Below are 11,975 nucleotides of genomic sequence, written 5' to 3'. Positions count from 1 at the left end.
GCGCAGCGGGGGCCATTATCCCCCGTTGCGGGCTTCCAGCGCCCGGGTCACGGTACGCAGTAATTCCGGCAGATCGGCTTTTGGCAACATCACTTCAATAAATGACAGACGTTGTGGGCGCGCCAACCGTTCGAGGACCTCCGCCAGTTGGATAGCCTGCGTCACCCGCCAGCACTCCGCCTGTTGCGCCGCGTTTAGCGCCGGTGGTATCTGCGTCCAGTTCCAGCTCGCGATGTCGTTATACCGCTGGGCCGCGCCGTGAATGGCGCGCTCTACGGTATAGCCGTCATTGTTGAGCAGCAGGATGACCGGCGCCTGCCCGTCGCGTAACATCGAGCCCATCTCCTGAATCGTGAGCTGCGCCGCGCCATCGCCAATAATCAGAATCACCCGCCGATCGGGGCAGGCGGTTTGCGCGCCAAACGCGGCGGGCAAGGAATAGCCGATAGACCCCCACAGCGGCTGAACCACAACTTCCGCGCCGTCAGGAAGCGACAGCGCGGCAGCGCCAAAGGCGGCGGTCCCCTGGTCGACAAGGACAATATCGCCGGGTTTGAGACACTGCTGTAAGGTTTGCCAGAAGCTTTCCTGGGTCAGTTCTCCCTTATCAATCCGCACTGGCTGTCCGGCGGAACGCGTCGGCGGCGGCGCAAAAGCGCATTCAAGGCATAGTTCGCGCAGCGTAGACACCGCCTGCGCCATCGGGAGGTTGAACCAGGTTTCGCCGATGCGCGACGCGTAAGGCTGAATCTCCAGCGTGCGTTCCGCCGGCAATTGTTGGGTAAATCCGGCCGTAAGGGTATCGACAAAACGGGTGCCGACGCAGATAACCCTATCGGCGTCCTCTATGGCCTGACGCACTTCTTTGCTGCTGGCGCCAGCGCTATAGGTGCCAACGAAGTTCGGGTGCTGTTCATCAAAAAGCCCCTTCCCCATCAGTAGTGTCGCATGAGCGATGGGCGTTTCCGCCATCCAGCGCTGCAACAATGGTCGTAAACCAAAACGCCCGGCAAGAAAGTCGGCCAATAGCGCAATGCGCCGACTGTTCATCAGGCACTGACGGGCGTGGTAACGAAAAGCCGTCTCCACGCCGCTTTGCGCTTCATGCACGGGCAACGCCAGCGCCTGCGTAGGCGGGATGGCCGTTTTTTTCGCCACGTCGGCGGGCAACATGATGTATCCTGGCCTGCGTGCGGCAAGCATTTCACCCAATACGCGGTCAATCTCGAAGCAGGCGTTCTGTTCATCCAATATTGCGCTGGCAGCGGATATCGCCTGACTCATGCGATAAAAATGACGAAAATCGCCGTCACCGAGGGTATGGTGCATCAATTCGCCACGCTGCTGCGCAGCGCTACAGGGCGCGCCGACGATATGCAAGACCGGGACATATTCCGCGTAACTGCCCGCGATACCGTTAATAGCGCTAAGTTCTCCCACGCCAAAGGTGGTGAGTAGCGCTCCAGCGCCCGACATGCGCGCATAGCCGTCCGCGGCATAAGCGGCGTTCAGCTCATTGGCGCATCCCACCCAACGCAAGGTCGGGTGGTCAATCACATGGTCAAGAAACTGCAAGTTATAATCGCCCGGTACGCCAAAAAGATGGCCAATGCCGCATCCTGCCAGTCTGTCCAGCAAATAGTCGGCCACGGTATAGGGGTTTTGCATGACAGCTTTCCTTCTGACGTTGACATTATGTTGAGTATTAAGGAATGCCGATGGCTGTCCAGCACGACGGGGATGAAAGCCTGGAAAACAATGTTTACAGCGGCGAACAGTAAAATCCGGATACCGCCTGGCGAGTGTAACCGTATACACTATTTATTCACGCCACAGGGGGAAAGGTCATGATTTATCAGCCCGATGAAAATCGTTATCACACAATGGAGTATCGTCGCTGCGGGCGCAGCGGCGTCAAACTTCCCGCCATTTCGCTGGGGCTATGGCACAACTTCGGCGATGCGACACGGGTAGAAAATAGCCGGGCGCTGCTGCAACGCGCGTTCGATCTGGGCATTACCCACTTTGATCTCGCCAATAATTATGGGCCGCCGCCGGGCTCCGCAGAATGCAATTTTGGCCGCATTCTGCAGGAAGATTTTTTACCGTGGCGCGATGAGTTAGTCATCTCCACCAAAGCGGGCTACACCATGTGGGATGGCCCTTATGGCGACTGGGGTTCACGGAAATACCTTATCGCCAGCCTCGATCAAAGCCTGAAACGTATGGGGCTGGAGTATGTCGATATCTTTTATCACCATCGTCCCGATCCCGAAACGCCGCTTAAAGAGACGATGAAAGCGTTAGATCACCTTGTGCGCCACGGCAAAGCGTTGTACGTGGGGATCTCTAACTATCCTGCCGATCTGGCCAGACAAGCTATCGATATTCTGGAGGATCTCGGCACGCCTTGCCTGATTCATCAGCCTAAATATTCGCTTTTTGAGCGTTGGGTAGAGGACGGGCTGCTGGCGCTGTTGCAGGAAAAAGGCGTCGGCAGTATTGCCTTCTCGCCGCTGGCGGGCGGGCAGCTCACTGACCGTTATCTGAATGGCATTCCGGAAGATTCCCGCGCGGCGAGCGGAAGCCGTTTCCTTAAACCAGAACAGATTACCGCCGACAAACTGGAAAAAGTTCGCCGGTTGAATGAACTGGCTGCACGACGGGGCCAAAAATTGTCTCAGATGGCGCTCGCCTGGGTGCTGCGTAACGATAACGTTACCTCGGTACTGATTGGCGCCAGCAAACCGTCGCAAATCGAAGACGCCGTAGGAATGCTGGCCAATCGCCGTTTTTCGGCGGCGGAATGTGCAGAAATTGACGCTATTCTGGAGGGCCGGTTTTAGCAAAAAATGCTCTCCTTCATGATTTAAGAGTTAAGGCGATGAAACAAATCTTTACTGCTTTGTAATATTGCATTAACAGGCCGGCGACGGCTCGATCGTGAAGGAGAGAAAGTATGTTCAGGTCACTGATTCTGGCGGCAGCCTTGCTGGCTTTTACACCGCTTGCCGCGAATGCGGGCGAAATCACCCTGTTGCCCTCAATTAAATTACAGATTGGCGATCGCGATGATTACGGTAACTACTGGGACGGTGGTCGCTGGCGCGACCGTGATTACTGGCACAACCATTATGAATGGCGTAAAAATCGCTGGTGGCGCCATGACAACGGCTATCATCGCGGCTGGGATAAGCGTAAAGCGTATGAACGCGGTTATCGGGAAGGCTGGCGCGATCGCGACGATCATCGCGGGCGAGGCCGGGGTCACAAACATCATCACTAAGCCTCCTGCTGAATAACAGCCCGATGACGCCCACGCATCGGGCCTGCTATCTTTCTGTCTTTATGACAACCCCATCACCGTTCCAACCAGCAACCAAATATTCAGGGCGACGACCAGCACGACAATTATCCAGCCAATCTGTTTTACTCGCCGCGTGTTCACCAGCTCGCCCATTAGCGTAGCGTTACTGGTGAAAATCAGGAGCGGCACCAGCGCCAGCGCAATACCAAAACTCAGCAGCACCTGGCTCATCACCAGAATTCGGGTAGGGTCAAGCCCCATCAAAATCACAATAAATGAGGGCAGCATGGTAATGGTGCGCCGTACCCACAGCGGAATGTGAAAACGGACAAACCCTTGCATCACCACCTGCCCCGCCAGAGTCCCTACCACAGTGGAGGAAAGCCCTGCCGCTACCAGACTAAGACCAAACACCGTTGCCGCCGCATGGCTTAATAACGGTTCCAGCGTCAGGTATGCCTGATCGAGGTCGGCGATGCCGGTGTGGCCGCTAAAATGAAACGCCGCAGCGGCGGTCGCCATCATTGCCAGATTGACAAAACCGGCAATCGTCATAGCAATAGCGACATCCCATTTCGTTGCTGAGTACCGTTGTTGCCGCGTTCCGCCGTGCAGATGCTGCGTTAATGACGAGTGCAGATAAATCACGTGCGGCATAATCGTCGCGCCAAGCACGCCGGCGGCTAAGAATACGGCTTCCGGGTTCGGTAGCGCCGGGATAACCATTCCTTTTCCGAGCTGCGCCATATCAGGCTGAGAGAAAAACAGCTCCACAATGTAAGCAGCGGCGACAAAAAGCAGTAAACCGCCGATGACTTTTTCAAGCGGTTTTTGACCGCGGCGCTGTAACATTAAAATCAGAAACGTCGCGATACCGGTCAATACCGCGCCCTGTAATAAAGAGACGCCCAGGATCAGCTTAAAACCTATTGCCGCGCCGATAAATTCAGCTAAATCGGTGGCCATCGCGATGATTTCCGCCTGTACCCAGTAAAACCAGACTACCGGGCGCGGATAATGGTCGCGAATTTGCTCCGCCAGGTTCTTGCCCGTGGCGATTCCGAGTTTTGCCGAGAGGATTTGAATCAGCATCGCCATCAGGTTCGCCCAGACCACCACCCAGAGTAGCTGGTAGCCAAAGCTGGCGCCGGCCTGAATATTGGTCGCGAAGTTACCGGGATCGATATAACCAATCGCGGCAATGAACGCAGGTCCCATTAATGCGAGCCTTAGCTTGCGCGCCGCCCGTCCGCTGCTATTCTCTACGCGATTGTCAGTCATCTTTTGCCTCAAAAACATAGCCTTTGCTATGTTTCATGCTATGTTTATTGATAATGATTATCAAGTGCATTTCAATGGGTACGGGTGATTACTTTGATAGTGTGAAACGATAGACCGATACGATGACGACCTGTATCAGAACAGTTTGGCTTAACATTACAAGATTAGCACACTGATATAACTTTTCATTTTCATATTCAGTACAGTAAAAGTGTATTACAGATCACTAATTTTGAATCTCGTCACAGGTCCTTATTATAGTGTGTGTTGGATCTCGTTTTCTTTACGGCTGTTGCATAGAATGTGCACGAAAATTAAACCTGCCTCATATTTGGAGCAAATATGGACCGCGTCCTTCATTTTGTCCTGGCGCTTGCCGTTGTTGCGGTACTCGCACTGCTGGTTAGCAGCGACCGTAAAAAAATTCGCATTCGTTACGTCATTCAGTTACTTGTTATCGAAGTGCTACTGGCCTGGTTCTTCCTGAACTCTGATGTTGGCCTTGGCTTCGTAAAAGGTTTCTCCGAGATGTTTGAAAAACTGCTCGGATTTGCCAACGAAGGGACAAACTTCGTCTTTGGCAGTATGAACGATCAAGGTTTGGCGTTCTTCTTCCTGAAAGTATTGTGCCCGATCGTCTTTATTTCCGCGTTGATCGGTATTCTCCAGCATATCCGCGTTCTGCCAGTGGTCATCCGCGCTATTGGTTTCCTGCTGTCCAAAGTAAACGGTATGGGCAAACTGGAGTCTTTTAACGCCGTCAGCTCGCTGATCCTCGGCCAGTCTGAGAACTTTATCGCTTATAAAGATATCCTCGGCAAAATGTCCCGTAACCGCATGTACACCATGGCTGCAACGGCGATGTCTACCGTTTCCATGTCTATCGTGGGCGCGTATATGACGATGCTGGACCCTAAATATGTGGTCGCAGCGCTGGTTCTGAACATGTTCAGCACCTTTATCGTTCTGTCGCTGATCAACCCCTATACCGTTGATGCCAGCGAAGAAAATATTCAGATGTCGAACCTGCATGAAGGCCAAAGTTTCTTCGAAATGCTGGGCGAGTACATTCTGGCAGGTTTTAAAGTGGCGATTATCGTCGCGGCGATGCTGATCGGTTTCATCGCGCTGATCGCGGCGCTGAACGCGCTGTTCGCAACGGTTACCGGTTGGTTCGGCTACAGCATCTCCTTCCAGGGCATTCTGGGTTACATCTTCTACCCGGTCGCATGGGTAATGGGCGTACCGTCCAGTGAAGCGCTGCAGGTAGGAAGTATCATGGCGACCAAACTGGTTTCCAACGAATTCGTGGCGATGATGGATCTGCAGAAAATCGCCTCTACCCTCTCTCCACGCGCTGAAGGCATTATCTCCGTCTTCCTGGTGTCCTTCGCGAACTTCTCTTCCATCGGTATTATTGCGGGCGCGATTAAAGGCCTGAACGAAGAGCAAGGCAACGTGGTTTCCCGTTTTGGTCTGAAACTGGTTTACGGTTCTACGCTGGTGAGCGTACTGTCCGCCTCTATCGCGGCGCTGGTACTGTAAGTCTGCGTTTAATGTAGAAACCGGGGAGCTATCCCCGGTTTTTTTATGCCGCTTATTTGCCTAACGGGCGCGGGCGGCCAATCAGATATCCCTGCAAACTGTGTACGCCAAGCTGCAATAGCAGATCGCGCTGCGCAGGCGTTTCAACAAACTCAGCCACGACGCTCAACGATTTCGCTTTCGCTAAATCAGTGATGGATTTCACGATCATCGCATCCAGGGAGTCCGTCAGAATATCTTTTACGAAACAACCGTCGATTTTAATGATGTCCGCCTTGAGGCGTTTTAGCCGTTCATAGTTTGCATAGCCGGTGCCGAAATCATCAATGGCGATTTTTAGGCCAAACTTACGCAGCTGGTTGATATTGTGCATACTGATTTCGGAATGAGAGAAGGCCTGTTCTTCAGTAATTTCGATGATGACCGAAGCAGGCGGGACGCCATAGCGTTTAAAAAGCTGCATAATGCGCGACGCCGTCTCTTTTTGCAGCAGCGTCAGCGGCATCAAATTAACCGAGAAACGCGCCCCCTGCTCCGCCGAAGGATGCGCGGACAACCATTGCAGGAGCGCTTCCATCACCTGCATATCAAACCGTACGCTCAGGTTAAACTGGGCGATAAGCGGAATGAACTGATTCGGCATCATGATACCGTCGTCGCACCGAAGCCGCGTCAGAATCTCGTCATACCCTTTTCCCTGCGCGTCGCGAATGGGTTGCGCATACAAAACCAGCGCGCCGCGCTCCAGCGCCTGACGGATTTTCTGCAACCGCAGCACCCGTTCCGTCGTCTGCCCGGAAGCGGCTTCAATACTCTGGGTCAGTGCAAGCACCCGACGGTGCGAGCAGGATTGCTCCGCCAGCCAGCTTAATTGCCCCAACAGCGGTTGCAAGGTTTCCTGGCGACCATCGAATGTTCCCCACGATGCGCCGTATTCCATGTCCAGACCGGTATTGTTCCAGTAAATTTTGCGGTTATTAAGCACATTGAGCATATATTGCAGGCGGGCTTCCGTCTCCGGCCCCGTCAATACCAGCAATAATTCACTGCCCGGCAGATGGAAAATTTTCTCCTTTTCCAGCAGCAGCGGCTGCAACACGCGAAACACCTCGCGTTCGCAATGTACACGCATCTGCATACCGTAATGACGGCTCAGAAATTCCAGGTTTTCCATGCGTAGATAACACACGCTTTGCCCGGCATCCTGTAAAAGAAACTGCTCCAGCGCACGCAGGTTAGGCAGTTGCGTCAACGGATCGGTCAATGCCTGCGAGTGCCATTGTCGATTCAACCATTCGCTACGCTGATTAATTCGCGCCATGTACAACAAACAAATACTAAAAGAAATGAGAACTGAAAGGATAAATGCCAGCGAATATTCTGAGCCCACGCCCTGCAGAAAATTGCGGTTATAGCTAAGCAGGAATAGCGCAGTGAGAGCCCAACTAAAATTCAACAGCGGATAGCTGATTTTCCCCACGCCGATGGTAAATCCAATGAACAGAACTGGCACCAGATAGCCAGCAATATACTTTGTCTCGAAAGGCGTACACAGCACCGCTAATAGCGTCGCCAGAGTGGCAAACCAGAGAAGCGTAAACAGGCGTTTTTCTTTGGCGAGATAAGGAGCGACATCCCTCCGCCAGAAAATACGCATATAGTGCGGGCTGACTATCATCCGCAGCGGATAATAGAAAAAGAGGGTAAAAATAAGCGCGGCAGAAATCAGACTCAATAAATCAACAATCGAGAAAATAGCGGTGCCGGTGCCAAAGAAGGTAGAGATGGTCACCGGGAAAGCCAGGTAGCGCCCCGCCAGATGCATACTGATTTTTATGCCAAACGGCGTCATTAACCCTAACCAGAAAACGCGTAGCCAGATGCCTTGGTTGGGTATTCCGTAGCGCCAGCGCGCGCCCAGCTGCCAGCGTACGATAGCGCAAACCAGCAACACGGGAAACGTCTGGCAAAATAGCAGCACCATCGCCTGTGGCAGAGGTAAATGAAAATTCCATTCATTAGTCAACATCATTCCGCCTACCATCGGCGCGACGCCACGGCGGCCAAATAAGAACAGCACGGAAAACATGACGCAGAGCGGTAGCCAGGCCAGAAAGATATAGCTGGAATCAATTGTGGCGCGGGGAGAAATGAGACGAGATAGCAGAATAGCCGGAACGGTCAGGCAGAAGGCCAGTAAGAATATTTTTATATTTTTTAATACGTTACACTTATCCGGCATTGCTTTAATGCTCACATCATTATATAAGGCGCATGAATAATAAGTATATTCTCATTATGAAGCAATCTAACAAAAGCTCATATTGACCGCAAAAGCAGCGGCAAACAAACGCACCTGAAGAGCAGCTCAGACGCCATAAATTTTGTGACAAAAAGCAAAAACCCCCGCTTTTCAGCGAGGGTTTGAATGTTGGTGGAGCTAAGCGGGATCGAACCGCTGACCTCTTGCATGCCATGCAAGCGCTCTCCCAGCTGAGCTATAGCCCCATAGTGCTTTTACGTATACGCCAAATTTATCGGGAGTAAATTTGGTGGAGCTAAGCGGGATCGAACCGCTGACCTCTTGCATGCCATGCAAGCGCTCTCCCAGCTGAGCTATAGCCCCACTACGTAAAGCTTGTCGAGTTGACGGGCGGCATCATATGAATTCCCTCGGCATGTGTCAACGGCAAAATGAACTTGCCGAATTCAATCGCTGAAAAAGCATTCAAATAAAGGACATTGCGGCACAACTCGCATTCAGTAGTTAAACACGTCACGGTTTCGACTAAAATGGTGCTATAAAATGAACCACTAATTAACCCCACGACTATTCAGGGAATCGTTATGTTCAAGGAACGGATGACGCCAGAAGAACTCGCTAATCTCACCGGTTACAGCCGACAAACCATCAATAAATGGGTACGGAAAGAAGGCTGGGCAACATCGCCCAAACCTGGCGTCCAGGGCGGTAAAGCCCGTCTGGTTCATGTAAACGAACAGGTTCGTGAATATATCCGCAGCGCTGAACGTTCAGTTGACCATCACGCAGACACATTCACGCCTGCCAGCAACGCATCGCTTGAAGCGCTGCTCATGACGCTCGCCAAAGAGATGACCTCATCCGAGCAGAAACAGTTTACCTCTCTCCTCGTGCGTGAAGGGATTACCGGTTTGTTACAACGCTTAGGGATACGCGATAGCAAATAATATGAAAAGATTACGCAGTAAAATGACCACTGAAGAGCTGGCTGAATGCCTCGGCGTGGCCAGACAAACCGTCAATCGCTGGATCAGAGAACAACACTGGAAAACCGAAAAATTTCCCGGCGTCAAAGGCGGACGCGCAAGACTCATCCATATTGATGCCAGCGTGCGGGAGTTTATTCTCAATATTCCGGCTTTTCGCAAACTGCCTGCGTTTTATCAGGCGGAAGAGGCTTTCGCAGAATATGCGAACGCGGCGCACAGTCACGCTTATCGACAAATTATTGATGCCGTTGAAAATATGTCCGCTCAGGAACAGGAAAAACTGGCGCTGTTTTTATCGCGGGAAGGTATTCGCGGATTTCTGACGCGTTTAGGTATCAATGAGGCGGACTAACAAATAATAAACGGCAGGCGTCTGCCCTGCCGTTTATTCTATTTCAGCTGGCGTTACTGCTGACTTTCACGCTCGGCGATAAAGCCCAGCGCTTTGTTGATGCGCTCAATGCTGCGGGTTTTACCAATCGCATGTACGGTGACATCCAGCGCAGGCGACTGCCCGGCACCGGTCACAGCCACACGCAGCGGCATCCCTACTTTACCCATCCCCACTTCCAGCTCATCCGCCGTGGCCTGAATCGCGTGGTGGACGTTTTCTGCTGACCAGTCCGTAATCGCCGACAGCTTGTCGCGCACCACTTCCAGCGGCTGACGCGCCACCGGGCGGAGGTGTTTTTTCGCCGCATCGGCGTCAAACTCGCTGAAGTCTTCATAGAAGTAGCGGCAGCTCTGCGCCATCTCTTTCAGAGTCTTGCAGCGCTCGCCCAGCAACTTCACCAGTTCAGCAAGCTGCGGGCCGTTACGGGTGTCGATATTTTCCTGCTCAATATGCCACTGCAAATGCGTCGCCACATATTCCGGCGCCAGCGTATTGATATAGTGGTGGTTCAGCCACAGCAGTTTATCGGTGTTGAACGCGCTCGCAGACTTGCTCACCGCACCGAGGGAGAACAGCTTGATCATCTCTTCGCGGGTGAAGATCTCCTGATCGCCGCTGGACCAGCCCAGACGCACCAGATAGTTCAGCAACGCTTCCGGCAGATAACCGTCATCGCGATACTGCATCACGCTCACCGCACCGTGACGTTTAGACAGTTTTTTACCGTCGTCGCCGTTAATCATCGACACATGCGCGTACATCGGCACCGGCGCGTTTAACGCTTTCAGAATGTTAATCTGGCGCGGAGTATTGTTGATATGGTCTTCGCCACGGATCACATGGGTAATTTCCATATCCCAGTCGTCAACCACCACACAGAAGTTGTAGGTCGGGGAACCGTCGGTACGACGAATGATCAGATCGTCCAGCTCCTGATTGCTGAATTCGATCGGCCCACGGATCTGATCATCAAAAATAACGGAACCGTCCTGCGGGTTGGCAAAGCGCACCACGCATGGCTCATCGTCGGCATGATGTTCGTGGCTGTGACGGCAACGCCCGTCATAACGCGGCTTCTCGCCTTTCGCCATCTGATCTTCACGCAGTTGCTCCAGACGCTCTTTAGAGCAGTAGCATTTATAGGCTGTTCCCGCCTCCAGCATCTCGTCAATCACCGCGTTATAGCGATCAAAACGTTTGGTCTGGAAATATGGGCCTTCGTCCCATTCCAGGTTCAGCCAGTTCATACCATCCATGATGGCTTCAATGGCTTCCGGCGTGGAACGCTCAAGATCGGTGTCTTCAATACGCAGCACGAATTCACCGCCGTGGTGACGTGCGAAAAGCCAGGAATAAAGAGCAGTACGCGCGCCGCCGACGTGCAGATAACCTGTCGGGCTAGGCGCGAAGCGAGTTTTGATTTTCATGAAATGGCCTTACGTTTATAAAGATGCCGACAACCGGCAAATCCTGGAAAGATGAATAGCCTTGTATTCTATCACTGTGGCTTGATTCCTCAATGTTGATCCGGTCAGAACGCTGCGCTTTGCTATTTCCGTATAGAAATCATGCAGTGCGGGGTAATTCACGATCGTTTTGTTTAATTTTACGACGAACAAACAAAAACTTTAGAAAATGCGTTGACTCATTTTCAACTCTCCCTATAATGCGACTCCACACAGCGGGGGTGATTAGCTCAGCTGGGAGAGCACCTCCCTTACAAGGAGGGGGTCGGCGGTTCGATCCCGTCATCACCCACCAACTACTTTATGTAGTCTCCGCCGTGTAGATAAGAAATTGAGAAGTGGGTGATTAGCTCAGCTGGGAGAGCACCTCCCTTACAAGGAGGGGGTCGGCGGTTCGATCCCGTCATCACCCACCACTTTCTCGCCAGCTAAATTTCTTATTGTGAAGTACCGAAGTGGGTGATTAGCTCAGCTGGGAGAGCACCTCCCTTACAAGGAGGGGGTCGGCGGTTCGATCCCGTCATCACCCACCACTTCGGGTCGTTAGCTCAGTTGGTAGAGCAGTTGACTTTTAATCAATTGGTCGCAGGTTCGAATCCTGCACGACCCACCAATGTAAAAAAGCGCCCTAAAGGCGCTTTTTTGCTATCTGCGATTTATAAGATTCGAACCTGCCGCAGGTTCGGGTCTTGCCTGATGCGCTGCGCTTATCAGGCCTACAGACGACACC

The 11,975-nt window shown here is 52.6% G+C and carries 9 protein-coding genes and 6 tRNA genes; 9 read left to right on the top strand and 6 right to left on the bottom strand.

The genetic code is table 11. The features are described from left to right. Positions 1-15: 15 nt before the first annotated feature. A complete protein-coding gene (locus HU143_RS07125; protein WP_023227056.1) occupies positions 16-1,668 on the bottom strand; it encodes an alpha-keto acid decarboxylase family protein in 1,653 nt (550 codons plus the stop codon). Between the two features lie 179 nt (positions 1,669-1,847). Between HU143_RS07125 and mgrA the strand changes: the two genes are divergently transcribed. Next, positions 1,848-2,846 (top strand): L-glyceraldehyde 3-phosphate reductase, encoded by a 999-nt coding sequence (gene mgrA / locus HU143_RS07120; RefSeq protein ID WP_000640289.1) that lies wholly within the window; start codon positions 1,848-1,850, stop codon positions 2,844-2,846. Between the two features lie 113 nt (positions 2,847-2,959). Beyond that, a complete protein-coding gene (ypeC, locus tag HU143_RS07115; RefSeq protein WP_000490091.1) occupies positions 2,960-3,286 on the top strand; it encodes a DUF2502 domain-containing protein YpeC in 327 nt (108 codons plus the stop codon). 60 nt (positions 3,287-3,346) lie between these two features. On the opposite strand, the gene HU143_RS07110 is transcribed toward ypeC, so the two are convergent. Then, complete coding sequence (locus HU143_RS07110; protein WP_000131734.1) at positions 3,347-4,588, bottom strand: Nramp family divalent metal transporter; 1,242 nt, start codon at positions 4,586-4,588, stop codon at positions 3,347-3,349. A 342-nt stretch (positions 4,589-4,930) separates the two neighbouring features. Here HU143_RS07110 and nupC point away from each other — a divergent pair, with 342 nt between their 5' ends. After that, on the top strand, positions 4,931-6,133 hold the full coding sequence (gene nupC / locus HU143_RS07105) for a nucleoside permease NupC (protein ID WP_000376343.1): 1,203 nt from the start codon (positions 4,931-4,933) through the stop codon (positions 6,131-6,133). A gap of 52 nt (positions 6,134-6,185) precedes the next feature. On the opposite strand, the gene HU143_RS07100 is transcribed toward nupC, so the two are convergent. The 3 genes from HU143_RS07100 to HU143_RS07090 all read right to left on the bottom strand — a co-directional run bounded on the left by HU143_RS07100 (position 6,186) and on the right by HU143_RS07090 (position 8,759). Continuing rightward, on the bottom strand, positions 6,186-8,375 hold the full coding sequence (locus HU143_RS07100; RefSeq protein ID WP_051129142.1) for a sensor domain-containing phosphodiesterase: 2,190 nt from the start codon (positions 8,373-8,375) through the stop codon (positions 6,186-6,188). 190 nt (positions 8,376-8,565) lie between these two features. Beyond that, positions 8,566-8,641, bottom strand: a tRNA-Ala gene (locus tag HU143_RS07095). Between the two features lie 42 nt (positions 8,642-8,683). Beyond that, positions 8,684-8,759, bottom strand: a tRNA-Ala gene (locus tag HU143_RS07090). A gap of 221 nt (positions 8,760-8,980) precedes the next feature. Between HU143_RS07090 and HU143_RS07085 the strand changes: the two genes are divergently transcribed. Together HU143_RS07085 and HU143_RS07080 are read left to right on the top strand one after the other, a co-directional pair. Next, on the top strand, positions 8,981-9,343 hold the full coding sequence (locus HU143_RS07085) for a MerR family transcriptional regulator (protein WP_000472034.1): 363 nt from the start codon (positions 8,981-8,983) through the stop codon (positions 9,341-9,343). Between the two features lies 1 nt (position 9,344). Continuing rightward, the gene (locus HU143_RS07080; protein WP_000826514.1) at positions 9,345-9,737 is read left to right on the top strand and encodes a MerR family transcriptional regulator; all 393 of its coding nucleotides are present in this window, start codon (positions 9,345-9,347) and stop codon (positions 9,735-9,737) included. A 53-nt stretch (positions 9,738-9,790) separates the two neighbouring features. Here HU143_RS07080 and gltX read toward each other — a convergent pair whose 3' ends face one another. Beyond that, a complete protein-coding gene (gene gltX, locus HU143_RS07075; RefSeq protein ID WP_000695623.1) occupies positions 9,791-11,206 on the bottom strand; it encodes a glutamate--tRNA ligase in 1,416 nt (471 codons plus the stop codon). Between the two features lie 258 nt (positions 11,207-11,464). On the opposite strand from gltX, the gene HU143_RS07070 reads away from it, so the two are divergent. From HU143_RS07070 to HU143_RS07055, 4 genes are all read left to right on the top strand, one after another. Continuing rightward, a tRNA-Val gene (locus tag HU143_RS07070) sits at positions 11,465-11,540 on the top strand. A gap of 45 nt (positions 11,541-11,585) precedes the next feature. Next, positions 11,586-11,661 (top strand) — tRNA-Val (locus HU143_RS07065). A 41-nt stretch (positions 11,662-11,702) separates the two neighbouring features. Beyond that, positions 11,703-11,778: transfer RNA gene (locus HU143_RS07060), tRNA-Val, on the top strand. Positions 11,779-11,782: 4 nt separating this feature from the next. Further along, positions 11,783-11,858 (top strand) — tRNA-Lys (locus HU143_RS07055). Positions 11,859-11,975 lie beyond the last annotated feature (117 nt).

The organism is Salmonella sp. SJTUF14076 (genome assembly GCF_015534835.1).
GTDB lineage: Bacteria > Pseudomonadota > Gammaproteobacteria > Enterobacterales > Enterobacteriaceae > Salmonella > Salmonella enterica.
The sequence above is the reverse complement of the archived record's forward strand: the minus strand, read 5'-3'. Positions and strand labels throughout refer to the sequence as shown.

Bases quoted from the DNA above. Each gene is read 5' to 3' on its own strand.
- nupC (WP_000376343.1), top strand. From the start codon at position 4,931: ATGGACCGCGTCCTTCATTTTGTCCTGGCGCTTGCCGTTGTTGCGGTA.
- HU143_RS07125 (WP_023227056.1), bottom strand. From the start codon at position 1,668: ATGCAAAACCCCTATACCGTGGCCGACTATTTGCTGGACAGACTGGCA.
- ypeC (WP_000490091.1), top strand. From the start codon at position 2,960: ATGTTCAGGTCACTGATTCTGGCGGCAGCCTTGCTGGCTTTTACACCG.
- HU143_RS07100 (WP_051129142.1), bottom strand. From the start codon at position 8,375: ATGCCGGATAAGTGTAACGTATTAAAAAATATAAAAATATTCTTACTG.
- HU143_RS07110 (WP_000131734.1), bottom strand. From the start codon at position 4,588: ATGACTGACAATCGCGTAGAGAATAGCAGCGGACGGGCGGCGCGCAAG.
- gltX (WP_000695623.1), bottom strand. From the start codon at position 11,206: ATGAAAATCAAAACTCGCTTCGCGCCTAGCCCGACAGGTTATCTGCAC.
- HU143_RS07080 (WP_000826514.1), top strand. From the start codon at position 9,345: ATGAAAAGATTACGCAGTAAAATGACCACTGAAGAGCTGGCTGAATGC.
- HU143_RS07085 (WP_000472034.1), top strand. From the start codon at position 8,981: ATGTTCAAGGAACGGATGACGCCAGAAGAACTCGCTAATCTCACCGGT.
- mgrA (WP_000640289.1), top strand. From the start codon at position 1,848: ATGATTTATCAGCCCGATGAAAATCGTTATCACACAATGGAGTATCGT.